Below are 23,873 nucleotides of genomic sequence, written 5' to 3'. Positions count from 1 at the left end.
CGCCGGCGCGGGCACCGGGCCTGAGGCCGCACCCTCCCGCCCGGGAAAGGCCGGGTTCACCCGAACGCCGCCTTCTCCTGGCGTCGGTGCGCCCGAATGGGCACTGTCTACCCATGAATGTTGCGAAACATCTGGTAAGTGTCATAACTCCCGCCTACAATGCGCTGCCCTACGTCAAGCGCTGCGTTTCCTCGGTCGCGCACCAGTCGCTCGGCCCCGGTCGCATCGAGATGATCGTCGTGGACGACGGCTCCACGGACGGCACCGCCGCCGAGCTGGACCGGATGGCCGCCCGGCATCCCCGGCTGCTGCGGGTGATCCACCAGGAGAACTCCGGCGGCCCTTCCGCCCCGCGCAACCTGGCCCTGGACCTCGCCCAGGGCGAGTACGTCTTCTTTCTCGACGCGGACGACTACCTGGCTCCCGAAGCGCTGCAGCGGCTCACCGTGACCGCCGAGGAGAACAGCTCCGATGTCGTACTGGGCAAGATGGCCTCGGTGGGGCGCAGAGTGCCGCGCTCCATGTTCCGGGCGAACCAGCCCGACGCCGACCTGTTCACCTCCCGGGTCTACTGGGCGCTCTCCGTCCAGAAGCTCTTCCGCAAGGAACTGCTCGACCGGCTGCACCTGCGCTTCCACACGGATCTGCGGGTCGGCGAGGACCAGCCCTTCACCGCACTCGCCTACTTGCGCGCACACCGCATCTCCGTGGTCGCCGACTACGCCTGCTACTACCTCGTGCGGCGTGGTGACGGCCGGCATCTGACGTATACGAACAAGACCGAGCCGACCCTCGACTCGCTCGGCCGGGTGTGTGAGCTGCTGCGGAGCGAGTTGGCCCCCGGGCCGCAGCGCGATGCCCTTTTGGAGAGGCACTTCGCGGTGGAGCTGAAGGACGCCTTCAAGTTCCTGGGCACCGAGACGGAAACGGCGATCCAGCAGCGCGAGTTCGAGCGGATGCGGAAACTCGTCGCCGAGCACGACGGCGATGCGTTCTGGCCCCGGCTGCCTCCGATCCAGCGGCTGCGCTGCCATCTCACCCGGCACGGCGACCTGGCCGAGTTGTTGGCCCACACCTGGTCGGACAACAGCAAGCTGCCGTTTCGTATCCATATCTCTCAAGGAAGAGCACTGGCGCACTATCCACCTGATCGTGACAGCCGTCCCCGAGGCACTACCGCGTTGTTCGACGTGACGGAGCACCTCACCCTCGCCCACCATGTATCCGCATTCTCCTTCACCGGTAACCGACTTCGCCTCAGCGGTCACGCGACGTTGCGCAAGAGTGAGCACCACAACGAACACGGCAATGAAAGCAGAAAGACGCTGGAGGTCTTCCTCCAGCACCGTGGAGAAGGCGCCGGGAGACGCCATGCCGAAATCCACCTCACCGAAGACGCCTTCGAGGCGGACCTGGATCTCCTCGGCGGCGAAGGGAACGACGCACCACTGGCCGACGGTTTCTGGGACCTGTACCTACGCCTCACCGTGAACGGGCTCAGCAAAACCGTGCGGCTGGGAAACCAGCACGACCCGAACGCCGGTGCCTGCCCGTTCACCTGCCTGACCGACGACGGCACCGGAGGAATACGGACAGCCAGAATCTACTGGACGTCCTTCGGCAATCTCAGCCTGCGGCTTCAGCACGTACCAGCAGCCCGGCTCGGCAAAGAACTGCGCCTCGAACCCGAAGTCGCCGCGTGGCGCGGCCCGGTGCTGCGGATGAGCGGCCGGACGAACCTGCTCGGTCCACCACCGGGAACAGCCCTCCTTCGGCTGGCGACGGCAGACGCCGAGGCCGACTTCCCGCTGACGCTCGGGGACGACGGCCGGTTCACGGCCGAACTGCCTCTCGGCGCCCTGTCCCCGGGCCGGTGGACGGCCGGGCTGCGGATAGCCGCCGCCAACTGGCGCCACGACCTCCCCTTGCGGCAGCCGGCCCTGCCGCCCGGCACGGCGCGCTGGCGCCGTGGACTCGTCCCCCGGTACGCCAAGGCCGTGGCCGCCGCCCCGCTCACCCTCCGGGTGGGTCGGGTGCCGCTCCTCCGCGACGTGCTGCGTCTGGTCCGTGCCAGGCGTCGCAGGCTCACCAAGCGGCACTTCTGACCCACCCCGTGGTCACGGTGTGTGGAAGGCCACCTCCGGGTTCCCCTTCGAGGGGCCGTCCAGCAACGGCCGGGGCAGACCGCGCAGATGCCGGTCGAAGAAGGCCGTCACATACCGGGTGGTGATCTCACCCGAGCGCTTCCCGGACAGCGGCGCCGAGGGATCGGTGACACCGGCCTGCCCGCCCAGGATCGGTATGTCGATGAAGGTGAAGTGCCCGGAGTCGGCGACCGTGAGCCACCGCTTCCAGCCGTGCAGCCGCTCCCAGGTCTCCGGCCACGTCGTGTCCCGGGCCTGCGGGCCGTGGCCGTCTCCGGTGCCGAGCATGAGGACCGGGCGGCCGGTCGCCGCCTGCGGTACCGGGGCGAAGAAGGTGCCGTCCAGGTTGGCGGCGGCCCTGATACGGCGGTCGGTACCCGCTGCCACTGCCGCCGCGTTGCCGCCGAGCGAGTGGCCCGCCGCCCCGATGCGCCGCGGGTCGATGAGCGCCGCGTAGTCGGGGGACCGCTTCCGCCCTTCCGGTGCGTGCCGCCCGTCCCGCGCAGGGCGCGTCAACTCGTCGACGACGAAGGAGATGTCGGCCGCCCGGTTCCGCGCCGCCCGGCCCAGCAGCTTCTTCTCCCCCTCGTCGGTCGGCGCGGCCTCGACGGTCTCGCATGCGACGCAGGTCAAGGTGCGTGCCGCGGCCTTGTCGGCACGCGCGGCGCCCCGGTCCGTGAAGGTCGTGCCGAAGGATTCGTAGGCGTGGTCCAGCAGCGCGACGACGTAGCCCTGTGAGGCCAACTCCTCCGCCAGCGTGGTGAGGGTGGCGCGGTGCAGGGTGAAGCCCGGGGAGAGCACCACGAGCGGGTGCCTGCCCGGTGCGGGGCGGGCGCCGAAGCGGGCGTTGGTACGGACCGAGGCGAGCCGGTCGGCCGGGAAGGATTTGTCCAGCTTCAATCCCTTGAGCAGCAGTGCCGCTTCCTCGGCCGACAGATACGGCGCGGGTGCCGACTGGTCGCCGCCGCGCCGCGCGGGGTAGAAGACCGAGACCATCACCCGGCGGGCGCCCGCCGACGGCACCCAGGGATCGCGACGGTCGCGGTCGACCAGGGACAGGGTGTCCCGTCCGACCGCCCACGCCCCGGTGGGCCTCGGAATGGACAGACGGGTGTCGCTTTTCGCGGCGGTTGCCGCCGAGGCTGCCGGGCGCGCGTCGGCCGTCGACGGGCTCTCGACGGAAGCGCAGGCGGTGGCTGTCGGGGTGAGCAGAGCGGCGGTCAGGACAGCGACCGCCGCGCGGTGTGTACGGATCATGGCCGGGAGCCTAGGAACGCGCGCACCGTCCCGGGCAGCTACGAAAGGCGGGGGGCTTCCTGACTTTCGTCAATGAGCGGGGGGCTTCCTGCCTTTCGTCAATGACTGGCGGGCAGTTGGGGCGCGACGTACGAAGTTCGCCCTCTTGGCAGGGGCGCCGACTCACGGCAGCGTGAGCCGAGCATCTCACCCCCCACCATGGAGTGCGCACATGAGAGAGGCGAAATCCGTGCAGGACGCCCCTGCCGGCCGGTCCCGCCGAGCCGTCGGATGGGTCAGGAAGGCCCCGGCCGTCGTGGTCGGGGCCTTCGCTCTGGTCGTCGGGCTGCCGGGGACGGCGCTGGCCGATCCGCCGCAGTCGCTGCCCATGAACGCGACCGAGTTGGAGAAGACGTTCCAGCCCGCCTACGACTACGACACCGACGGCTGCTACGCGACCCCCGCCATCGGCCCGGACGGCACCATCGCCCCGGGCCTGAAGACAGGCGGCGACGTCAACGGCAACTGCCGCGACGCGTCCGACTTGGAGAACACCAACGGCTACTCCCGCACCAAGTGCAACAACGGCTGGTGCGCCCTGGTCTACGCCTCCTACTTCGAGAAGGACCAGGCGGCACTCGGCGGCGGGAGCGCCGGGCACCGGCACGACTGGGAGCACGTCGTGGTGTGGGTGCACAACGACCAGGTCGAGTACGTCTCGACCTCCAACCACGGTGGATTCACCGTGCACCACAAGGACGCGCTGCCCTTCGAGGGCACGCACCCCAAGGTCGTCTACCACAAGGACGGGGTGAGTACCCACTGCTTCCGCGCCGCCAAGAACGACGGCGGTGACGAGCCGCCCGAGAATCACCGGGGGACCTGGCAGTTCCCCACCCTGGTCGGCTGGGACGGCTATCCCGAGGGGCTGCGCGACAAGTTGACCGGGGCGGACTTCGGCAGCGCCACCCTGGGCATCAAGGACGACACCTTCAACAGCCATCTGGCCGCGGCCGTGCCGGACGGCATCCCCTTCGACCCCGGCGCCTGAGACAGGACCGGACGCGGGGCGGTGGCCGCTGCTGTGCACGAGGCAGCACACCGGCGGGCACCACCCCGCAGGCCCCCCGCGTGGTCCGCTTCTGCCGACCGCCGCAGCTCGCCCTGCGGGCCGACCGCTGCCGCTTCCGCGTCAGTCCTGCGCCTCCCCCGGGGGCGGCGCCGGCTCTTCGACGGGCTCGGCACGCACCACCCGCACCCCCCGTTCGGTGAACTTCGCCACCTGGTCCGCGTCGGCCGCCGCGTCCGTCACCAGTGTCCAGCCCGCCGGCAGCGCGGCCCACGCGTGGAACGGGGCCCGGCCGAGCTTCGCCGCGTGCGCGAGTACGTAGGTGTGTGCGGCCCGACGCGCCATCAGCTCCTTCAGCCGCGTCTGGCGCAGCTCCGCCTCACAGATCCCGCCGTCCGCCGTCACCCCGTCCGCCGACAGGAAGACCCGGTCGAAGGTGAGCCGCTCCAGCGCCGCTTCGGTCAGCGGGCCCACGAAGGCCTGGCTGACCGGCCGCCAGGTCCCGCCCAGGCACTCGACATGGACGGTCTCGACGTCCGCCAGCTCCTGCAGCGCCGTCAGACCGGTCGTGGCCACGGTGAGGTCGTCGACCGTACGCAGTTGGTGCGCCAGCGCACCCACCGTCGACCCCGCGTCCAGCAGTACGGTCTCGCCCGGGCGCACCTGGGCCGCCGCCCAGCGGGCGATGGCCCGCTTCTGCTCGTACGCCTCTCCCGTGCGCTGCCGCAGCGACGCCTCCGGATGTGCGGTCAGCGCCATGGCCCCGCCGTACGTACGGGCCAGCCGGCCGTCGGCGGTGAGCCGGGCGAGGTCGCGGCGGATGGTGGAGGCGGTCACGCCGAAGTGCTGCGAGAGCTCCTCGACGCTGGCCAGGCCGGTGGTGGTGGCGAGCTGCAGGATCTCCTCGCGGCGGGCCCGGGATCCGGTGGGCGGCATCAGGTGTCCTTCGCGATACGTCGGTCGGGTCGGTCGCTTCGGTTGCTCGGGTCCAACTGCCCTTCGCGGGGCGTCGGTTCAGTGCGCGTTGGACATCTCGGCGGCCTGCCGCAGCGCCTCGATCATGCTACCGGGCTCGGCCTTTCCGGTACCGGCGATGTCGAACGCGGTGCCGTGGTCCACGGAGGTGCGGATGACCGGCAGGCCGACGGTGAGATTGACCCCCGCCTCGATGCCGAGCACCTTCACCGGGCCGTGGCCCTGGTCGTGGTACATCGCCACGATGAGGTCGTAGTCACCGCGGGAGGCCAGGAAGAACGCGGTGTCGGCGGGGAGCGGGCCGCGAGCGTCGATACCCGTGCGGCGTACCTTCTCCAGCGCGGGAACGATCTTCTCCTCCTCCTCGCCGTAGCCGAACAGCCCGTTCTCCCCGGCGTGCGGGTTGATGCCGCAGACCCCGATGACGGGATCCGCCCGACCGGCCCGGACCAGCGCCTGGTGGCCACGGCGTACGGTCCGCTCGACCAGCCCCGGCTCGATCCGGCGCACGGCGTCGAGCAGTCCGATGTGGGTGGTGACGTGGATGACCTTCACCTTCTCGGTGGAGAGCATCATCGACACCTCCTCGACCCCGGTGAGCTCGGCCAGCAGTTCGGTGTGGCCGGGGTAGAGGTGTCCGGCGGCGTGCAGTGCCTCCTTGTTGAGCGGTGCGGTGCAGATTCCGTCGAGCTCGCCCGCGACCGCGAGTGCGGCGGCGCGCTCGACGTACGCGTAGGCGGCGTGGCCCGCTTCGGCGGAGAGCCTGCCCCAGGGCAGCCCGGCGGGCAGCAGCGCGAGGTCGACGACGTTGATCCGGCCGGGGGCGAACTCGGCGTCGGCCGGGGTCCGTACGGCCACCACCTCACAGTCGACGCCGAGGATCCCGGCCGCCTCCCGCAGCCGTGCGGCGTCACCGACGACCACGGGCCGACACAGGCCCAGCGTCCCGGGGTCGAGCGCTGCGGACACGATCACCTCCGGCCCGACACCGGCGCCGTCACCCATGGTGAGGCCGATCAGAGGGAGGGGCTGCTGCGCGTTCACTGTGTCACTCCTTGGCATGGCAGGGGGGTTGAGGATGCGGCCGACGCCGAGAACGGCGGCTCCGGCACGGGAGGCGCGGGAACGGAAGGTGCGGGAACGAGCCGGGGGCGGAGCGCTGCCGCGATCCGGTGGAGGGAGTCGGGGCCACCGAAGCTGCCGGGCCTGGTGACGACCGACCGCCCGTCGTCGGTGCGGGAGTGGACGGCGCCGTGGTGGATCTCGCCGAGCGGCGACAGCGCCGTGACACCCGCCGCGTCGAGCACCCGACGGGCGGTCTCTCCGCCCGTGAGCACCAGGTCGGGCCGGCCGGGCAGAGCCGCCACCGTCCGCGCCAGTCCGGCCACCACCCGCCGTGCTCGATCCGGCCGGATCCCACCGGCCGGATCGACCGAGACCACGGTGACGGCGTCGGCTGTGAGCGGGGGCAGTGGTACGGGGGCCTCGGCGGCCAGCGTTCCGGGAGCCAGGGCCATATGCCGGGCCCCGGCTGCCACCAACCGTGCGATCTGGGCGGCCACCACGGGCTCCGCGCTTCCGGCGACGACGAGCAGAGGGCGCACAGCGGCGGGTGCGTCCTCCCCCGCCCCGGTCTTCCGCCCCGATGTACCGGTCCCGATGTGCCTGCCGAGGGAGGCGGCCAGCCCGCCGCTGCCCAGCAGCCGGTATCCGGGGCCGAGGGACACCGCGGCCTCGGTGATCACGGCCAGGTCGGCATCGGTGGCGGCGTCGCACACCGGGTGCCGACCCCGGCTCGCCACGGACCTCAGCAGGTCGGCAAGGCCGCGGACTCCCTGCCGTACGGCCTCGACCGGTACCCGGGCGGTGGGCAGGGGCGCGAGAGCTTCGGTGACGGACCGGGGTGGGCGACGTCCCTCGGCGCGCCAGGCGGCGCTCTCGTGCAGCGGTACGCCCTCGACATGGAGCACGCCCTCGCGGACCACCCGGTCGGCGCGGGGCAGCGCCATGGCCACGACCACGGCCTCGGCGCCCTGTGCGAACGCGGCGGCCTCGGCTCCCACGTTCCCGCGCAGCAGCGAGTCGGATTTTTTGTACCAGAGCACCGGCTCACGCCGTGCCTCGGCGGCTTCCGTCTCGGAGCGCGCCGGATCGGTCCGACGCCGGGGCGGGGGTGTGGCCGCTGTCTCGGCCAGGACTGTCCGTACCGCCGCGGCCGCGGCGCCGCTCGTGGCCTGGCGCGAGTCGAGGTCCACCACAAGGGCCCGACCGGCTGCCCCGGGAGTGCTCGGCTGCGGCGGGCCGAGGGTCAGCCGGGCGGGCAGCCGCAGCAGTGCGGCCACCTCTGCCGCGCCGGACAGGTCGTCGGCGAGCGCCATGACGGGCGCCGCACCCTTCCAAGCGCTCACGGGAACCTCCTTCGCAGCCGAGAACTCCGCACAGCCCGTACGGGATATGCACGCGGCACGCAGAAACCCGGGGAGCCGCGGCGCCGATGGCACCTGATGATGGCACAGTGTGCGCGATTCGCGCGAGACTCTTGCGCGGAACGCGCAAGCATGCAAGCGTGCCCTCCACGCGACACCGGCCGCCGCCCCCAGCAGTGCGGGCAGCACTCGGCACGGCCGCGCACCGGCCCGTATCGGAAGGAACCGCTCGTGAGTACCGGCACCCGCCCCGGCCCCCGCCCTGAGGAGGTCGCACTCCCGTCCGTCCCCGTACCACTCTCCCGGCTTGTCCTGGGCACCATGACGTTCGGCGACACAGTCGACCGGGCCGGCGCCGCCGCCATGCTGGATGCCGCACTGGAGGCGGGCATCACCGGCGTCGACACCGCCAACGGATACGCGGGCGGCGAGAGCGAGCGGATCCTCGCCGAACTGCTGCCCGGCCGACGGGAGCGGATCGTGCTCGCCACCAAGGCCGGTATCCCCCACCCCGACCAGGGCGAACACGCGCCTCTGTCGCCCGCCGGACTGCGTGCCGCCCTCGAAGGCAGTCTCAAGCGGCTCGGCACCGACCACGTGGACCTCTTCTATCTCCACCAGCCCGACCGCGGTACGCCGCACGCCGAGACCCTGGCGACCGTCGCGGAGTTCGTCGCCGAAGGGAAGGTCCGCGCCCTGGGCGTCTCCAACTACGCCGCCTGGCAGATCGCCGAACTGTCCAGGACCGCCGCCGAGGTCGGCGCCCCCCGCCCGGTCGTCGCACAGCAGTTGCACAACCTCCTCGCCCGCCGGATCGAGGAGGAGTACGTCGAGTACGCGGCCGTCAGCGGACTGCGCACCATGGTCTACAACCCCCTCGGCGGCGGCCTCCTCACCGGTCGGCACCGCTTCGGCACCGACCCCGCCACGGGCCGCTTCGGCGACTCGAAGCTCGCCTCGATGTACAAGCAGCGCTACTGGAACGAGGACCTGTTCGCCGCCGTCGCGCAACTCGGCTCCATCGCCGACGAGGCGGGCATCCCGCTCACCGAACTCGCCCTGCGCTGGCTGGTGGACCGGCCTTCCACCGACGCACTCCTGCTCGGCGGGTCCAAGGTCGCGCAGCTGCGGGCCAACATCGCCGCCGCACAGGCCGGCCCGCTGCCTGGCGACGTCACCGCCGCCTGCAACGCGGTCGGTGCCGAACTGCGCGGCCCGATGCCCGCGTACAACCGCTGATCCGGGGCCCTGCTCCCCTCCACCTGCCGTTCGGCCGCCCCTTCCCACCCGGAGACCCCGCCATGACCACCGCCGCGCAGTTCACCACCGCCCTGCGCAACCGCCAGCGCCTCCTCGGCTACTGGTCGTTGCTCGACTCCCCCGTCGCCGCCGAGCGCCTCGCCCAGGTCGGGTACGACTACCTCGCCTTCGACGCGCAGCACGGCCTGTTCGGCTACCAGGGGCTGCTCAACAACCTCATCGCCACCGACACCCGCGGCTCCACCGCCGTCGGCATGGTCCGCGTCGAAGCCAACGACCCCACGTACATAGGCCGCGCCCTCGACGCCGGAGCCGCGGCCGTCATCGTGCCGCTCATCGACACGGCGCGGGACGCCGCCGCCGCGGTCGCCGCCGTGCGCTACCCACCGCACGGCCGCCGCTCCTACGGGCCCATGCGGGCCCAGTTGCGGATCGGCCCCGATCCGGCCGACACCCACGCGCAGACCGCGGTCCTCGCCATGATCGAAACAGCTGACGGGCTCGCCGACGTCGAGGAGATCTGCGCCACCCCCGGCCTTGACGGCATCTACGTCGGCCCCTCCGACCTACGGCTGGCGATCGGCGGGCGCACCTCCACGGACCCGGAAGTCGCCGAGGAGTTCGAGGCCGCCCTGGCCCGGATCCGGGACGCCGCCGAGGCCGCGGGGATCGCCGCCGGCATCCACAACGCCGACGGTGCGAGTGCCGCCCGCCGACTCGACGAGGGCTTCACCTTCGCCAGCGTCGCCGCCGATGTCGTCCACCTCCAGCAGGCCGCCGCCGCGCACCTCACCGCCGCCCGGAGCACCGACGCATGAAGTCCCCCGGCTTCACCACCCTCGTCACCACCCCGACCTTCGCGCGGCACTCGTCAGCGCCATGGACACTGCTCGCCGAGCAGGGAGCGGGCCCCGTACGGCCGTACGACGACGCGCCACTGCCGCGCGACGAGTTGCTGGAGCGGATATCCGGCGCCGACGCACTGATCTCCGGCATGGACCCGATCACCGCCCAGGTGATGGACGCGGCGCCGCGCCTGAAGGTCATCGCCAAACACGGTGTCGGCACCGACACCATCGATCTCGTCGCCGCCCGCGACCGGGGCATACCCGTCGTCTGCGCGCCCGGCTCCAACTCCCGCGCCGTGGCCGAGTACACCTTCGGGCTCGTCCTGGACGCCGCCCGCGGCATCACCGCCTCGCACATCGCTGTCATGGAGGGCCGCTGGCCCAAGCTCTTCGGCCCCGAGCTGCACGGCAGGACCCTCGGCGTCGTCGGCTTCGGCCGGATCGGCCGCCTTGTCGCCGGCTACGCGCAGGCGTTCGGCATGCGCGTGCTCGCGCACGACCCCTACGTCCCCGACGACACCGTCCGGGCGGCAGGCGCCGAACCGGCCCCGCTGGACGCCGTGCTCCGCCGCGCCGATGTCGTCACCCTGCACCTCCCGCCCGGCGGCCGGCCGCTGCTGGACGCCACCCGGCTGGCCGCTGTCAGACCCGGGGCCGTCCTGGTCAACGCCGCCCGCGGCGGACTCGTCGACGACACGGCACTGGCCGAGGCGCTGCACTCCGGACAGCTGGCCGCCGCCGCGCTCGACGCCTTCGCGGTGGAACCCCTCCCGGCCCACCACCCGCTGCGCACGGCACCCCGCCTGACACTCACCTCGCATATGGCCGCCTGCACCCCGGAGGCCAACCACGCGATGGGACTGATGATCGCCGAGGACATCCTCCGTGTCCTGAACGGCGAGTCCCCGCACCACGCGGCCGGCTGACCCCGGCCCGCCGGCCGCTCGTCCCCGCACCCCGTTCGTCCCGGCTCCTCGATTCCCGCCCCCTCTCCCCTGTTCTCCCCTGTTCTTTCCGGTTCTCTCCCGCCCCCGTTCCCCTTCCGCTCCGGCGACGGCGCCGGATCCAGCAAAGGAACAACGCCTTGTCGACCACCGCTCCCGCGCCCGCAGCGGCGCCCGCGCAGGCCGATCCGTACGCCCTGCGCGCCGAAGACGCCCGACCGGCACCCACCACCTTGGCCGCCCGGCTGCGCCATCTGGGACCCGGATTCGTGCTGTCCGCCGCCGTCGTCGGCTCCGGCGAACTGATCACCACCACCTCCCTCGGCGCCAAGGCCGGTTTCGCGCTGCTGTGGCTGGTGGTGGTCTCCACCGCGGTCAAGGTCTGGGTACAGATGGAGCTGGCCCGCTGGACGATCCTCAACGGCCGCACGGCGCTGGAGGGCTACCGGGATGTCGGCCCCCGCATCGGCCGCCTCAGCTGGATCAACTGGCTCTGGATCGGCATGGACTTCGCCAAGATGTTCCAACGCGGCGGCATCATCGGCGGTACGGCCGCGGCCTGTTCGGTGCTGTGGCCGGTCATCGGAGAACCACTCGGTACGGCCTCCCTGACACTGTGGGCCTTCGTGGTCACCCTCGTCACCATAGGACTGCTCCAGTCCGGCAGATACGGCCTGGTGGAACGCGCCTGTGTGGTATCCGTCATCGTCTTCACGCTGGTCACCGTCAGTCTCGCGGTGAGCCTGCCCGGTACGGAGTTCGGCTACGGCGCGGGCGACCTCGGTGGCGGCTTCAGCTTCGAGATCCCGGCAGGCACCGTCGGCATCGCCCTCGCCGTCTTCGGCATCACCGGTGTCGGCGCCGACGAGATGACGACCTACACCTACTGGTGCCTGGAGAAGGGGTACGCCCGCTGGACCGGTCCCGACGACGGCAGCGAGGAGCGCGCCCGGCGGGCCGCCGGCTGGATCAAGGTGATGCGGATGGACGCACTGACCGGCCTGGCCGTGTGCGTGCTGTGCACCCTGTCCTTCTACGTGATCGGCGCAGCCGTGCTGCACCCCCAGGGACTCGTCCCCGAGGGGAACCAGATGATCTCGACGCTGTCGCGGCTCTACACGGACACCATGGGCCCCTGGGCCGAACACGTCTTCCTCCTGGGCGCGTTCGCGGTCCTCTTCTCCACCCTCATCGGTTCCACGGCGTCCGTGCCACGGCTGTGGACCAACACTCTCGGGCTGCTCGGCGTCATCGACTGGACCGACGTCCGCGCCCGTACCCGCACCATCCGCATCCTCACCTGGACCCTGCCGCTGGTGTGGACCTGCTTCTTCCTCTGGGTCCAGTCCCCCGTGCTGATGGTCCAGATCGGCGGGATAGGCGGCGGCGTCTTTCTGCTCGCCGTGGTCGTCGCGGTCTGGAAACTGCGCTACACAGGCGTGCCGAAGCGCTTCCGCACCAACCCCTGGCTGACCGCGGCGCTGGTCCTCAGCAGTCTCGCCATCCTCTGTGTCGGCGTCTACGGAATTCTGGAGACGGTGGGCGTGGTGACGGCGGAATAGCCGGGTGCGACCGGCGCGGCAGCGGTGCTCCGGCCGCCGGCAGGGCGCGCCCGCCGTCCCACGCCCCGGGGGGCGCGCCTCACACCTCCAGGCTCGTCTCGATCCGTCGCAGTTGATGCCGGGCCATGGCGAGGTTGGCCTTGGCCGAGTCCAGCGCTATGTAGAGGAAGAGGCCGTTGCCGCTCTTCGCCTTCAGCAGGCGGATCAGGTGGTACTGGCTGCCCAGGGTGATCAGGATGTCCTCGATCTCGTCCTCGATGCCCAGATGCTCCATCGTGCGCAGCTTGGCCCGTACGACATCCGTGTTCCCGGCGGCGGCGACCTCCAGATCGAAATGCTTGCCGCCGCCCAGGGTGCCCAGCGCCATACCGCTGGTGTAGTCGACCAGGGCGACCCCGATCGCGCCGTCGATGCTGCTCATCGCTTCCTTGAGGGAAGCCTCGGTGTTGGACATGGTGATGTGCTGTCCTTTCGTCGGTTCGTCACGTCGGTGCGCCTTGTCGGTTCGTCGCCCGTTGCGGTGTCGGTGGTTGGTCCGCTCGCGTCGTTCACTCCGTGGTGCGTCGTGCGGAGTCCTCCGGAGCGGGAGCGTTGCGGCGGCGCCGTTCGAGGGGCAGGCGGCGGCGTTCCAGCTGCGGTCTGCTGTCGGACGGTGCTGGTGGCTCGGCGGTGGAATGCTCAGCCGGGAAGGACCGGGGCTCGGCCAGCAGGGCGCCGATACGCCCTGCTGCGCGACGCCCTTCCAGGTGCAGCCGGCCGACGTTGATACGGTCGTCCGCGAGGAGCGTGAGCACGGCGGTCGGCCCGGCCGCGTAAGTGGCGACGTATCCCAGCTCCCCATGCAGCAGCAGTTCACGGAAAGCGCCGCGTCCCGTCGCCTCGTTCATCCGGAACGCCAGCCCGAGCGCGGCGGCGGTCAGCGCGGCCAGCGGCTCCGCTTCCGGCCGCCGGCCGTCCTGGGCCCGTGCCAGGTCCTCGGCCAGGACGAACCCGTCCACGGTCGCCGCCAACGCCCCGCCGACCTGAGGGACCCTGGCCCGTAACGCGCGCAGTTCCTCGGTCACGGCCGCCTCCGCCGCCATGAGCACTCTCCTCTCGGCACGCTGACGGAATCCCCTGATCACCACGCCTCCAGTGCGTCCCTGAGCCGGCGCAGCAGGGCGACGTCCGGATCCGTGAACTCGTGGCCCGGCGCCACGCCTGCGCTCGGCCCGCCACCTGCGGTGGTCTCCTGCTGCGGGCCCTGTGCGGGGGAGGCTTCCTGCGGTGGGGGGTGCGCCGGGGCGGGAGGGGGCTGTCGCCCGTGCGGCTCCGGGCCGACGGGCAGCGCCGGGACAACCAGCCCCCCGGCCGCCAGCCGGCGCAGTTCCACCAGGAGGTGGAAGGTGGGCCGGCCCAGTATCCGGGCGATGTCGGTGGCGGTACGGGCCCCGTCGGCCAGCCGCAGTATCGGCAACTGGCGATCCGGCACCTTCGGCGCGACCGGTGCGGTGGGGACAGGAGGCAGGACATCGACACGGGCGTCGGGCCAGATGCGGTCCAGGAGCGCCAGGCGGCGTGCGGTCTCGCGTTCGACGGCCGTCGGTGGGAGGCCCCGGGGTGCCCCGAGCCGGTCCCGTACCCCGCGCCGGAAGCGCCCCGCTCCGCCACCGGTCGCCAGCACGAAGAACGCCGCGTCGTACAGGGCAGTACGCCGGCACAGGTCCAGTACTCCGGCGGGTACGAGCCCGCAGGCCACGAGGTGCTGCGCCACGCCTCCCTCCCGTCCCGCCCGCGAGAGTGCGGCCTCCCAATCGGCCTGCGACAGTGGGCAACACCGGGTCAGCAGCAGTTCCAGCCCCGTCGCCGCCCCGCTTTCCGCGTGCACGACCTCGCCGTCGACGAGGAAGAGGGTGCCTGCTGCCCGTGTGAAGGCGCCGGTGGCACGCTCCGCCGCGAGACGGTGCAGCATCGAAGGGGCACGGCCGGGCGCGCTGCCGGTTTCTTCGGGGGTCCCGTCCCGAGGGTGCTCGTACGGCATCCGGCGGTCGGGCACGCGGCGCTCCGTCCGGGAGTGCTCCGGTACGGAGCGGGCCGACAAGGATCGCCGCTGCGCCCGGAGGAGAGGCACGGCATGTCTCATCAGAGCACCATCCGCTCGGCTATCTCCGCCAGCCGGATCCGCGCCAGCGCGAGATTGCCCTCGTCGCGGGCGAGCCACAGATGGAGGAAGACGGTGCCGTCGAGGGCACCGGTCACGAAGCGCAGCAGGTGGTAGCTGTCGCTGTTCGTCGCGATGATGTCTTCGACGGCCGGTGCCGTCCCGGGGTGGTGCGCAGCCGGAGCGGGGGCGGGCGCCTTCGCCGTGGTGGGGGGCGAGGACTCGGCCGGCACGGCGGCGAGCGGGCCGAGGGAGCGGTATTCGGCGACCATCCTGGCCAGTTCTGCCGTCTCGCAGGCAGCCGCCTCCCCGTCTCCGCCGGGGGGTTCTCCGGCCAGGCCGAGCGCGAGCCCGCTGATCCAGTCGACCACAGCGGCACTGCGCGCGCCGGGCAGGCGCATCGCCTCCAGGAGGCATTCATCGATTCCGGGCACGCTGCACTCCCCTCCTCTGCGCGGCACACCGCTTCCTCATCAACACCGCCCGGCCACGGACAGTGAGGCTCAGACTACGCATACGCATGCGAGCTGGCGCGCGTTCCGGCATTTTCCGGGGGAACATGCCAAGACCATATGGAAATTGATCACATTGCTTTGCCTATCGACCGTTTCAGTTATGAAACTGACCGAGTTTGAGCGCAATACCGCTCTGCCCCTTCGGGGGACTCGCCCATCCGGGAGCCACCGTCTCGAAGATCCGGCTGACGCTCGAAACCCGCAACGGGAGGCAGCCGACGAGCAGTTGGTAGCGTGCGCGTCCTGTTGCGGTGGCAGACTGCGTCCAGGATTTCGAACTCGGGGACGAACATGGCGAACAAGCGGCGCGCCTGGCAGTGGGCCGGTGGCATATGGCTGGTACTGGTGGCGGCGGGAGGAGCAACCACACTGGCGCTCGACCCCGGCAGCAGCCCGGCCGCGGACGACGGCTCACACGACGGCCGGCCCTCACCCCGCCCCCTGACGGGAGGTCCGCGCGTACCGGAAGGCTGTGCGGACGAGGCGGAGAACGCCCGACGGCAGGCCGGGCCAGGCGAAGGCTACGCCTACCTGTGCGTCACGTCTCGGCAGGACTCCGAGGTGAGCCGCTCGGCCGAGCCCGGCAGTCCCCTCCCGTGGTGAGTCGGTCGGCAGGGTCCGGGCGGCTCGCGCGCCAGGTCGCGGTGATAGGACGGGAGAGAACACCTGCCCGCCGAGGAAGGGTCACCCTCATGCATTTCCGGTCCGTCGACATTCCCACTCCGGACGGCACGGCTGACGCCTACGCCGCCTGCCCCGAGGAGGACGGCAGCTACCCCGCCGTGCTCTTCTACATGGACATCATCGGGCTGCGGCCGGTGATCCGGGAGATGGTCACCGAACTGGCCTCGCACGGCTACTACGTCCTGGCGCCCAACGTCTTCCACCGGCACGGCCGCGCTCCCGTCGTCGAGGTGCCCGACCTGAGCAAGGCCGAGGACCGGGAAGCGTTCATGGGCCAGGTCCTCCCGCTGCTGGGGTCACACACCAGCGAGCACGCCGTCCGGGACGCCGGTGCCTACCTCGACTTCCTCGCGCGGCAGCCGCAGGTACGCGACGGCAAGGCAGGGGTGACCGGTTACTGCATGGGCGGCATGCTGGCCCTGCGCGCGGCGGCCGCGTACCCGGAGCGGGTCGGCGCAGCGGCCGGCTTCCACGCCGGCCATCTCGTCACCGACGCGCCGGACAGCCCGCACCGCCTCGTGGGACAGCTCTCAGCCCGGGTGCACCTCGGCCACGCCGAGCACGACGCCTCCATGACGCCGGACGACGTGGCGGCGCTGAACAAGGCACTGGACGAGGCCGGAGTCGACTACACGTCCGAGGTCTATCCGGGTACCTCCCACGGCTTCACCATGGCCGACACCGCCGCCTTCGACCCGGCGGCCCTGGAGCGGCACTGGGACCGGCTGCTGTCGCTCTTCTCCGAGACGCTCCAGGAGGGCTGACCCGGTGGACCGTACGCGGCTCGGGCGCAGGCGGCCCCGAGTCAGGCCTCGGCCGGCTGCCGAGGGGCGAACGCCCTGGCGTACACCAGGGTGACCAGCACCAGCGCCATCGGGACCAGCATGGCGACGCGGTGGTTCCAGATGTCGCCCAACACGCCCACCAGCGGTGACCCGATGAGGAAGCCGACGTAGTTGAAGACGTTGAGCCGTGCGACGGCGGCGTCCGAGGCGCCCGGGAAGAGCCGTCCCGCCGCGGCGAAGGTCTGCGGTACCAGGACGCACAGTCCGAGTCCCAGCAGGGTGAAGCCGAGCATCCCCGTCCACGCTCCGGGTGCCGCCGCCACGGTGCCGAAGCCGAGCGCCGCCAGCAGCGCCCCCGCCCGCACGACGGCCGCGGCTCCGAACCTCCTGACTCCCAGGTCTCCCAGCGAGCGGCCGATCAGGGTGGTCGCCATGTAGACGTTGTACGGAACGGTGGCCAACTGCTCCGAACTGCCCAGCACGTCCTGGAGGTACTTCGCGCTCCAGTTGGAGACGGTGGAGTCTCCGATGTACGCGAAGGTCATCACCAGGCACAGCGGCAGCAGCACACGGAACGCCACCGCCGCCTCGGCGGCGTCCGCCGTTGCCGCGCCCTTGGCGTCCCCGGTCGACGGGCCCGGCACGGCGTCCACGTACCACCGGCTGCCCAGCAGCGCGACGGGCAACAGCACAGCGGTCACCGGCAGATACGAGACGAGCAGCGACAGCTGTCCGTGCGCCCCCAGCCACGCCAGCGTCGCCCCGAAGATCCCGCCCAGGCTGTACGCGGCGTGGAAGCCCAGCATGATGCTGCGCCCATAGGTGCGCTGGAGGCTCACCCCGAGCATGTTCATGGAGGCGTCCAGCGCGCCGACGGAGAGCCCGAACACCCCCAGTGCGACAGCGAGTTGCGTCATCGTGTCGCCCGCGCCGACTCCCAGCAGCGACAGCAGCACCATGGGCTGCGCCCACCGGAGCACCACGCTCGGCGGCAGCCGCCTGACCAACTGCTCGGCGCCCACACTCCCGACGCCCGCGAGCACCGGCACCGCCGCGAGAAAGACGGGCAGCAGGGCGTCCGACACTCCGTACCGGTCCTGCACGGCGGGGATACGCGTCACCAGCAGTGCGAAGGCGACACCCTGCGCGAAGAAGCTGAAGGCGAGCGCGGCTCTGCCATGGCGTATCCGTGCGTCCGTCATGGCCGGACAGCGTATGGCGCCCAGCTACCCGCCGGTAGACGGATCAGGGCACGAATTCCGGGGCACGGGCGTGGGTACGGGCGTGGGCGCGTTGTCGTCGTCGCGTACGACCCTCAACCCGCTGTCCCGGGACTCCAGATGCCCGAGGCGAGATCGTCGAAGTGGCCCGCCCAGACGCGTTCCGGGTCCGCGAAGGGCAGCGGGTCGTATGTACGCAGGTCCAGGACGAGGTTGTCGGCGACCCAGTAGGTGGCGTCCGGATGCGCGTCCTTCGCCTCGACGCGCCAGCGCCGCAGATCTCGATGGAGCCTGTACAGCAGATATGTGTAGGTCTCCACGTCGCGGTGTGCGGGCAGCACCTGTTCGAGACCCTCGTCGACCTCGTGCACGATGCCCGTGCGGCCGTCGAGCAGGAGATCGCCGTACCCGAGGAAGTCCAGGTGGAAGAGGTCTTCGAGCGGTGCGGGCAGCCCCTGGACCGCACGCAGTTCCTCGGCCACCTCGGCCCAGTGCGGATCCTCGTCGAGCGGGACGCGGCAGCGCGACGACCCGTCCTTCCAGAAGTCCGGGCTCACACCGCCCGCCGGTATCCCCACCTCGCTGAGGAAACGGCGGGTCGGTCCGTGCGCCATACGCGGGTGGAGCAGACGGGAGGGGATCCGCAGCAGCCCCTCCGCACCGAAGACTTCCTCGAGCACGGGGCGCGTCAACCGCACCCGTGGACGGCAGGGCTCCCGGGGCGGTACGGCATCCGGTCCGGTGAGCCCCGCCAGCCGCACATGGGCGGGCAGCCGCTCCGCGACATAGTCGGCGGGCCCCAGCCGTTCGGACACGGGCCAGCCCGCCATGACGGCGACGGCCTCCCGATGGTGCGCGGCGACGCCGCCCGGCGAGGTGGGCAGGCAGTCGGCCGCCGCCTTCGCGAGGCAGCCGGGACGCAACTCGTACGCCGGGATGCCGGGCTCTGCGGTGGGCAGACAAGCGGCTGCCGCGTCCACCGCCGCGGCAGCCGCCTCGGGATCGTCCGGGCGCCGTGCGCAGTGCAGCAGCCGCCATACGGACTCGGTCATCGGCCCCTGGGCGAGGGAGAGCGTGGCCGCCGCGTCCCGGGCCGGTGCGCCGAGACCGTCGAGCCAGGCCTCGCACACCCGCTCGGCCGAGGACGCGTGCCGGGCACCGGCCGGGCCCCGCGCCCTGGCCGCGACGGCTGCCAGCCCCACGTTCGGGTACGTCTCGGCCGGGGCGAAGGGCGAGGCGCCGGGCACGGTGGTCTCCTCCGCCCCGTACCAGGCGTCGAAGGCAGCGCGTTCAGTGAGGCGCGGGTCGTCCAGGTCGAGCACCGCGTGCCGGGTGTGCCCCAGCAGCTGCCGGTCGCGGGTTTCCACCAGCACCCGCACGTCCGGGAGCTGAGCGAGCGGGCGGACCAACTCGTCGGCCACTCGCGCGGGTTCCGCGCAGGCGTCCAGTCCGGCGATCGTGACGGTCACCGGCCCGCCGCGTCGGACGATCACGGCGAGCAGTGCCCGGCAGTGGGGATCGCCGGGAGCGGCCCCACCGTCGCCGCCCGACGCGGGCCCGCCGGGAGCGTCCTCGTCCCGAAGGCCGTCGGGCTCCGCTCGGCCGGCCCCGGTGAACTGGGTGTACAGCGCACGAGCGCACTCGGGCAGCTCGCGGCCGGCGGCGGAGATCGCGGCCTCCCGGACGGGAGCCCCGAAGGCGGTGGGGCCCGACCAGTCCCGGCAGGAGGAGTCCGTGAACCAGGCCAGTAGCCGCGTCTTGCCGACCCCCGAAGCGCCCGTCACCACACATACGGCGGGCCCGCACAGATCGCCGCGCCAGCGCAGCAGAGCCTCCCCCGCGAGCCCACGTCCCGCGGTGAGCGCGGCGAGGGGACGCGGCGGGTCGTGCGTCTCCACCGCCGGGAGCCCCGGGAGCCAGGGGCAGGCCTCCGGGTCCGCGTAGTCGGGCGCCGAGGGCAGCGCGCCGGTACGCTCCAGCAGTTGGACGGCGAGGGGCACATGTTCCGTACGCACACGAGCGGCGTGCTCGACGGTCGCGGCGGCGTTCGCACGCCGGCGTTCGCGTACCTCCTCCGCCCGCGGACAGTCGCGGTGCCCGGTGACCCGGTGCGGCCCTCCGTGGTCCTCGGTCAACTCCTCCAGATCCGCGTGGAAGGCGTCCTCCGCCTCCCCCATCACCCGCACGAAGGTCTCCAGGACCCGGGCCTGCGCGGCAAGGTGGCGCGCCTGGGTGGTGTCCGCCGCACGGGAGCCGGCGTCCCGCGCGGCACGGGCGAGAGCCGCGTACCGCTCCAGCGGGAGGTCGGGCCATTCCAGCCCGACGACGCGGAAGGCCGCGTACAACCGGCCGGGCAGCCTTGGCGGCACGGGGAGGGAGATCATGAGGCCGTACTCTAAGTGCCGCCTGTGACAACGCCGTACACGAGCCCTGACCCGACGGGCCCTGACCCGTGTACGGCGTCGACCGGGTGAGACGCGTGGACGCCAGGGCGTCCACGCGCCCGGAGGGTTCCCGGAGACCGGGTGGCAGGGGTTCGGCCCCGGGTGTCAGCGGTTCGGCCGGGCGGAGCTCACCTCGGCGAGCGCGGAGTCGGGGTCACGTTCGAGCGCGACGTCACCGATGCTGACCGTGCCCACGAGTTCCTCGCCGTCCACGATGGGCAGACGGCGGACCGCGTGCTCCCGCATCAGGTGCACGGCCTCGTCGATCCCCGCGTCCGGCGCGCAGGTGACCACCTCGCTGCTGCACACGTCCTGGGCGCTGGTGGAGTCGGCGTCCCGGGCGTCGGCCATCGCGCGGACGACGAGGTCCCGGTCGGTGACCACGCCGCGAAGATGGTTCTCCTCGCTGACCACCACCTCGCCGAAGTCCTCGTCCCGCATCAGGCGGGCCACATCGGTGAGCGCGGTCTGCGGGGTGACGGTGATCGGATCGGCCGTCAGGATGTCGCGGATCCGCTGGGCCATCTCGTTCTCCTGACTGGTTGCGCTGCAGTGCGCGGCGACGCGCCGCCGCCGCGGCCGGTCCTCGCCACCCGTGCGTTGCCAGCGGTGCGGCCGCCTACACGTTCCGCCGGTGTCCGACGTCGTCCCCGCGCCTCCGGGCCGCTCCCGGAGTGCGGAGGCGGCGAGCAGCGCCCAGCCTGGAGACAGGAGCAGCGGAACGGGTGGGCGCGGCGCGAGGTGTGAGAGCCCGACCGGGACACGAGGACGGGATGGGACGGGACGATGGCACGGCTGCTGATCGACGGGGACGACCTGGTCGTCCGGCCGGCATGGTGGGAGAGGATCGCCACCGGGCACGGCGAGATACGGATGCCCCTGTCCGACGTTTCCCGGATCGGCGAGGCATCCGCATGGTGGCGCCCGATGCGGGGCGAGCCGCAGCGGACCAGCTATCTTCCCGGCCTCTCGCACCTGGGGGTGTGGCGGCACGGGGAGGGTCGGGATTTCATCGCGGTCCACCCCTGGAGGCCGGTCGTGGTCGTCGAAACCCGCGGACAGGCCCCGTTCGACCGAATCGCGATCTCGGTGCCCGACGCCCATGCCGCCGCGGACCTCCTCCCGGCCGACAAGCATCAGCGCCCCTGGGGTCACACCCCCGTACGCGCGGACTGACGAGGCGGACCGACGAGAGGGAGACAGGCGGTGCCCATGGCCGGTACGACAGGAGACGACAGGCCGACTCGGCTCCGGGGCGAGCGCGGACATCGCGCGGTGCCGCACACGGCTGACGTACGCATCGAGGCGTGGGGCACCAGCCGGGAGCAGTGTCTTGCCGAAGTGGTGCTCGGCATGGTCGAGAGCTTCGCCGACCTCTCCCGGGCCGAGGCACACTCCGTACGGCAGCTACGTGTGACAGGCCGTGGTGATGAAGACCTGCTGGCCACGCTGCTGGACGAGGTCGTCTTCCGGCTGGAGGTGCACGGCGAGGTGCCGGTGCACCTGCGGGTGGAAGCCGTCGGCGAGGTCCTGGACGTACGGGCGGCCGTGACGGATCTGGGAAGGGTGCCGATCACCGGCGCGCCGCCGAAGGGGGTCTCCTTCAACGAGCTGCGGCTGGCGCCGGACCCGTACGGCTGGTCGTGCGCGGTGACGGTCGACGTGTGAGCTGTCTGATCCGCTGACGTGCGAGCTGCCTGATCCGCTCTTGCGCCGGTCCGGTCAGTGCCGGTCGGTTCCGGTCAGTTCGGGCGCCTCGGCCGGGCGCGGCCGAAAGACGGCCCGGCCGCCTGGTCGTTCGTCGTCCGGCCGCCTATCCCTTGACCACGCCGACGGGTACCAGCCGCGCCACCTTGCGGCACAGCCCGGCGCCCTCGCTCGCCTCCACCACCGCGGCGACGTCCTTGTAGGCCTCCGGTGTCTCTTCGGCCAGGCTGCGGGGCGACAGCGGGCGGACCGCGATGCCGTCCGCCTCCAACCGCGCCCGCAGCTGCTTGCCACCGACGGTCCGCGCGGCCTGGTGCCTGCTGAGGGAACGGCCGGCGCCATGGCAGGTGGAGTGGAAGGCGTCTCCCCCGGTGACACCGGTGAGGACGTAGGAGGCGGTGCCCATGGTGCCGGGGATCAGCACCGGCTGGCCGACGCCGCGCAGGTCCTCGGGAAGCTCCGGGTGCCCGGGCGGAAAGGCACGGGTGGCGCCCTTGCGGTGCACGCACAGCCGCTGCTGCTCCCCGTCGACTGCGTGCGTCTCGATCTTGGCGAGATTGTGGGACACGTCGTAGACCAGGCCGAGTCGGACACCCGCCGCACGATGGAAGACCCGCCGCGTCGCCTGGGCGAGCAACTGGCGGTTCGCACGGCCGTAGTTCGCCGCGGCAGCCATCGCTCCCAGGTAGTCACGGCCCTCCGGGGAGTCGACCGGGGTGCAGGCCAGCTGCCGGTCCGGCACCTGGATGCCGTACCTGGTCATGGCGCTGTCCATCGCCCGTACATGGTCGGTGCAGATCTGGTGGCCGAGCCCGCGCGAACCGCAGTGGATCATCACGCACACCTGGTCCCTGACGAGCCCGAAGGCGGAGGCGACCGATTCGTCGTAGACATCGGCGACCTGCTGGACCTCCAGGAAGTGGTTGGCGGAGCCCAGGCTGCCCACCTGCACGAGTCCGCGCTCGCGTGCCCGCTCGCTCACCTGACCCACATCCGCGGCGGCCACTGCTCCGCCGTCCTCGCAGCGGCGCAGATCCCGCTCCTCGCCGTGGCCCTGGTCCACCGCGTAGCGCGAGCCGCCCTCCAGGACGGCTTCCAGTTCGCCGGGGCCGTCGGGCTCCCAGACCCCACCCGGGCCCGCACCGCGCGGAATCGTCCGGCCCAGCCCGTCCATGACCTCCTGCAACGCCGGCTCCAGCGCCTGCCGGTCGCAGTCGGCCGCCAGCAGCCGCACCCCGCAGGAGATGTCGAACCCCACGCCACCGGGCGAGATCACCCCGCCGTCGGCGACGTCGGTGGCGGCCACTCCCCCGATGGGGAAGCCGTAGCCCCAGTGGATGTCGGGCATGGCATAGGAGGCTCCGACGATGCCCGGGAGCGTTGCCACGTTGACGACCTGCTCCAGCGACTTCTCGGCGTCCCGCAGCAGTTCCCGGGACGCGAAGACCACTCCGGGAGCCCGCATCCCGTCCTGAGGGTCCAGACGGAAGCGGTAGGGACCCTCCTGCACATACTCCCTGACGTGCTCCATCGCAGCCTCCTGATCGGCCCGCGGCTGCGGCTCGTCCACGCCCCCACAGCCTCGGCAGCCCCACGGGGTTACCAAGCCGTGCCGGAACACACCTCGGCGGCACGGGGCGCGTACGCACGAGTAGACACGCGGACCCGGTTTCGCCTCGCACTCCGGCGGCGACCCGTCGGGGAGACGCCATCCACGTTCCGTGTCCGACCGCTTTTTAGTGAGACCACCATGTTCGCCGCGTACGAAGCCGTGCAGCCGACCGGCCGGGAACCCGAGCCCCCCACGCCGGGTCCAGGACCGGGGCCGCCCGCACCCGGGCCGGGGCCGGTGCCCGGGCCGGAGCCCCCGTCGGAGCCCGACCCGGTACCGCCCGAACCGCCTCGCCCGGGGCC

22 protein-coding genes are annotated in these 23,873 nt (G+C 72.0%); 10 read left to right on the top strand and 12 right to left on the bottom strand.

Features of this window, described 5'->3' with window-relative positions:
• The first annotated feature begins 113 nt into the window (after positions 1-113).
• Positions 114-2,105, top strand: coding sequence for a glycosyltransferase family A protein (locus KBY19_RS29400; protein ID WP_210967052.1), 1,992 nt, complete (start codon positions 114-116; stop codon positions 2,103-2,105).
• A gap of 12 nt (positions 2,106-2,117) precedes the next feature.
• Here the strand turns inward: KBY19_RS29400 and KBY19_RS29395 are convergent, their stop codons facing one another.
• Positions 2,118-3,401: an alpha/beta hydrolase gene (locus KBY19_RS29395; RefSeq protein ID WP_210967051.1), complete on the bottom strand. Its 1,284-nt coding sequence runs from the start codon at positions 3,399-3,401 to the stop codon at positions 2,118-2,120.
• Between the two features lie 211 nt (positions 3,402-3,612).
• Here KBY19_RS29395 and KBY19_RS29390 point away from each other — a divergent pair, with 211 nt between their 5' ends.
• The gene (locus tag KBY19_RS29390; protein ID WP_210967050.1) at positions 3,613-4,431 is read left to right on the top strand and encodes an NPP1 family protein; all 819 of its coding nucleotides are present in this window, start codon (positions 3,613-3,615) and stop codon (positions 4,429-4,431) included.
• 141 nt (positions 4,432-4,572) lie between these two features.
• On the opposite strand, the gene KBY19_RS29385 is transcribed toward KBY19_RS29390, so the two are convergent.
• The 3 genes from KBY19_RS29385 to KBY19_RS29375 form a co-directional block, all read right to left on the bottom strand.
• Positions 4,573-5,385 carry a DeoR/GlpR family DNA-binding transcription regulator gene (locus tag KBY19_RS29385; protein WP_099885842.1) on the bottom strand — a complete coding sequence of 271 codons (813 nt, stop codon included), beginning with the start codon at positions 5,383-5,385 and terminating at the stop codon, positions 4,573-4,575.
• A 78-nt stretch (positions 5,386-5,463) separates the two neighbouring features.
• Positions 5,464-6,468: a 4-hydroxythreonine-4-phosphate dehydrogenase PdxA gene (gene pdxA / locus KBY19_RS29380; RefSeq protein ID WP_210967049.1), complete on the bottom strand. Its 1,005-nt coding sequence runs from the start codon at positions 6,466-6,468 to the stop codon at positions 5,464-5,466.
• Positions 6,465-7,832: a four-carbon acid sugar kinase family protein gene (locus KBY19_RS29375; RefSeq protein WP_307843657.1), complete on the bottom strand. Its 1,368-nt coding sequence runs from the start codon at positions 7,830-7,832 to the stop codon at positions 6,465-6,467. Before KBY19_RS29375 ends, pdxA begins: the two co-directional genes overlap by 4 nt.
• Positions 7,833-8,081: 249 nt before the next feature.
• On the opposite strand from KBY19_RS29375, the gene KBY19_RS29370 reads away from it, so the two are divergent.
• The 4 genes from KBY19_RS29370 (at position 8,082) to KBY19_RS29355 (ending at position 12,464) form a co-directional block, all read left to right on the top strand.
• On the top strand, positions 8,082-9,089 hold the full coding sequence (locus KBY19_RS29370; protein ID WP_210967048.1) for an aldo/keto reductase: 1,008 nt from the start codon (positions 8,082-8,084) through the stop codon (positions 9,087-9,089).
• A gap of 62 nt (positions 9,090-9,151) precedes the next feature.
• Positions 9,152-9,928, top strand: coding sequence for an HpcH/HpaI aldolase/citrate lyase family protein (locus tag KBY19_RS29365; protein ID WP_099885839.1), 777 nt, complete (start codon positions 9,152-9,154; stop codon positions 9,926-9,928).
• Complete coding sequence (locus KBY19_RS29360) at positions 9,925-10,884, top strand: phosphoglycerate dehydrogenase (RefSeq protein ID WP_099885838.1); 960 nt, start codon at positions 9,925-9,927, stop codon at positions 10,882-10,884. Before KBY19_RS29365 ends, KBY19_RS29360 begins: the two co-directional genes overlap by 4 nt.
• Positions 10,885-11,042: 158 nt before the next feature.
• Positions 11,043-12,464: an Nramp family divalent metal transporter gene (locus KBY19_RS29355; RefSeq protein ID WP_099885837.1), complete on the top strand. Its 1,422-nt coding sequence runs from the start codon at positions 11,043-11,045 to the stop codon at positions 12,462-12,464.
• Between the two features lie 79 nt (positions 12,465-12,543).
• Here KBY19_RS29355 and KBY19_RS29350 read toward each other — a convergent pair whose 3' ends face one another.
• The 4 genes from KBY19_RS29350 to KBY19_RS29335 form a co-directional block, all read right to left on the bottom strand.
• A complete protein-coding gene (locus KBY19_RS29350; protein WP_099885836.1) occupies positions 12,544-12,918 on the bottom strand; it encodes a hypothetical protein in 375 nt (124 codons plus the stop codon).
• 94 nt (positions 12,919-13,012) lie between these two features.
• Positions 13,013-13,546 (bottom strand): roadblock/LC7 domain-containing protein, encoded by a 534-nt coding sequence (locus KBY19_RS29345; RefSeq protein ID WP_099885835.1) that lies wholly within the window; start codon positions 13,544-13,546, stop codon positions 13,013-13,015.
• Between the two features lie 38 nt (positions 13,547-13,584).
• Positions 13,585-14,499, bottom strand: a complete 915-nt coding sequence (locus KBY19_RS29340; RefSeq protein ID WP_307843656.1) for a transcriptional regulator — start codon at positions 14,497-14,499, stop codon at positions 13,585-13,587.
• 86 nt (positions 14,500-14,585) lie between these two features.
• Positions 14,586-15,038, bottom strand: a complete 453-nt coding sequence (locus KBY19_RS29335) for a hypothetical protein (RefSeq protein ID WP_210955541.1) — start codon at positions 15,036-15,038, stop codon at positions 14,586-14,588.
• 372 nt (positions 15,039-15,410) lie between these two features.
• Between KBY19_RS29335 and KBY19_RS29330 the strand changes: the two genes are divergently transcribed.
• Positions 15,411-15,722 (top strand): hypothetical protein, encoded by a 312-nt coding sequence (locus KBY19_RS29330; protein WP_099885833.1) that lies wholly within the window; start codon positions 15,411-15,413, stop codon positions 15,720-15,722.
• 89 nt (positions 15,723-15,811) lie between these two features.
• Complete coding sequence (locus KBY19_RS29325; protein ID WP_099885832.1) at positions 15,812-16,567, top strand: dienelactone hydrolase family protein; 756 nt, start codon at positions 15,812-15,814, stop codon at positions 16,565-16,567.
• 41 nt (positions 16,568-16,608) lie between these two features.
• Here KBY19_RS29325 and KBY19_RS29320 read toward each other — a convergent pair whose 3' ends face one another.
• The 3 genes from KBY19_RS29320 to KBY19_RS29310 all read right to left on the bottom strand — a co-directional run bounded on the left by KBY19_RS29320 (position 16,609) and on the right by KBY19_RS29310 (position 20,777).
• Positions 16,609-17,790 (bottom strand): MFS transporter, encoded by a 1,182-nt coding sequence (locus tag KBY19_RS29320; protein ID WP_185019038.1) that lies wholly within the window; start codon positions 17,788-17,790, stop codon positions 16,609-16,611.
• A 113-nt stretch (positions 17,791-17,903) separates the two neighbouring features.
• Positions 17,904-20,192: an SUKH-4 family immunity protein gene (locus KBY19_RS29315; RefSeq protein WP_210967047.1), complete on the bottom strand. Its 2,289-nt coding sequence runs from the start codon at positions 20,190-20,192 to the stop codon at positions 17,904-17,906.
• 165 nt (positions 20,193-20,357) lie between these two features.
• The gene (locus KBY19_RS29310; protein ID WP_210967046.1) at positions 20,358-20,777 is read right to left on the bottom strand and encodes a CBS domain-containing protein; all 420 of its coding nucleotides are present in this window, start codon (positions 20,775-20,777) and stop codon (positions 20,358-20,360) included.
• 261 nt (positions 20,778-21,038) lie between these two features.
• Here KBY19_RS29310 and KBY19_RS29305 point away from each other — a divergent pair, with 261 nt between their 5' ends.
• Both KBY19_RS29305 and KBY19_RS29300 read left to right on the top strand, forming a co-directional pair.
• Positions 21,039-21,428, top strand: coding sequence for a hypothetical protein (locus tag KBY19_RS29305; RefSeq protein WP_099885827.1), 390 nt, complete (start codon positions 21,039-21,041; stop codon positions 21,426-21,428).
• A gap of 36 nt (positions 21,429-21,464) precedes the next feature.
• Positions 21,465-21,920: an archease gene (locus tag KBY19_RS29300; protein WP_099885826.1), complete on the top strand. Its 456-nt coding sequence runs from the start codon at positions 21,465-21,467 to the stop codon at positions 21,918-21,920.
• A gap of 145 nt (positions 21,921-22,065) precedes the next feature.
• Here KBY19_RS29300 and KBY19_RS29295 read toward each other — a convergent pair whose 3' ends face one another.
• The gene (locus tag KBY19_RS29295; RefSeq protein ID WP_210967045.1) at positions 22,066-23,490 is read right to left on the bottom strand and encodes an RtcB family protein; all 1,425 of its coding nucleotides are present in this window, start codon (positions 23,488-23,490) and stop codon (positions 22,066-22,068) included.
• Positions 23,491-23,873: the final 383 nt, after the last annotated feature.

This window comes from Streptomyces sp. B15 (genome assembly GCF_018070605.1).
GTDB classification, from domain to species: domain Bacteria; phylum Actinomycetota; class Actinomycetes; order Streptomycetales; family Streptomycetaceae; genus Streptomyces; species Streptomyces smyrnaeus.
Note: the sequence above shows the minus strand (reverse complement) of the source record. Positions and strands in the feature narration are given on the sequence as shown.

Bases quoted from the DNA above. Each gene is read 5' to 3' on its own strand.
- KBY19_RS29400 (WP_210967052.1), top strand. From the start codon at position 114: ATGAATGTTGCGAAACATCTGGTAAGTGTCATAACTCCCGCCTACAAT.
- KBY19_RS29395 (WP_210967051.1), bottom strand. From the start codon at position 3,401: ATGATCCGTACACACCGCGCGGCGGTCGCTGTCCTGACCGCCGCTCTG.
- KBY19_RS29390 (WP_210967050.1), top strand. From the start codon at position 3,613: ATGAGAGAGGCGAAATCCGTGCAGGACGCCCCTGCCGGCCGGTCCCGC.
- KBY19_RS29385 (WP_099885842.1), bottom strand. From the start codon at position 5,385: ATGCCGCCCACCGGATCCCGGGCCCGCCGCGAGGAGATCCTGCAGCTC.
- KBY19_RS29365 (WP_099885839.1), top strand. From the start codon at position 9,152: ATGACCACCGCCGCGCAGTTCACCACCGCCCTGCGCAACCGCCAGCGC.
- KBY19_RS29360 (WP_099885838.1), top strand. From the start codon at position 9,925: ATGAAGTCCCCCGGCTTCACCACCCTCGTCACCACCCCGACCTTCGCG.
- KBY19_RS29350 (WP_099885836.1), bottom strand. From the start codon at position 12,918: ATGTCCAACACCGAGGCTTCCCTCAAGGAAGCGATGAGCAGCATCGAC.
- KBY19_RS29345 (WP_099885835.1), bottom strand. From the start codon at position 13,546: ATGGCGGCGGAGGCGGCCGTGACCGAGGAACTGCGCGCGTTACGGGCC.
- KBY19_RS29330 (WP_099885833.1), top strand. From the start codon at position 15,411: ATGGCGAACAAGCGGCGCGCCTGGCAGTGGGCCGGTGGCATATGGCTG.
- KBY19_RS29325 (WP_099885832.1), top strand. From the start codon at position 15,812: ATGCATTTCCGGTCCGTCGACATTCCCACTCCGGACGGCACGGCTGAC.
- KBY19_RS29320 (WP_185019038.1), bottom strand. From the start codon at position 17,790: ATGACGGACGCACGGATACGCCATGGCAGAGCCGCGCTCGCCTTCAGC.
- KBY19_RS29315 (WP_210967047.1), bottom strand. From the start codon at position 20,192: ATGATCTCCCTCCCCGTGCCGCCAAGGCTGCCCGGCCGGTTGTACGCG.
- KBY19_RS29310 (WP_210967046.1), bottom strand. From the start codon at position 20,777: ATGGCCCAGCGGATCCGCGACATCCTGACGGCCGATCCGATCACCGTC.
- KBY19_RS29305 (WP_099885827.1), top strand. From the start codon at position 21,039: ATGGCACGGCTGCTGATCGACGGGGACGACCTGGTCGTCCGGCCGGCA.
- KBY19_RS29300 (WP_099885826.1), top strand. From the start codon at position 21,465: ATGGCCGGTACGACAGGAGACGACAGGCCGACTCGGCTCCGGGGCGAG.
- KBY19_RS29295 (WP_210967045.1), bottom strand. From the start codon at position 23,490: ATGGAGCACGTCAGGGAGTATGTGCAGGAGGGTCCCTACCGCTTCCGT.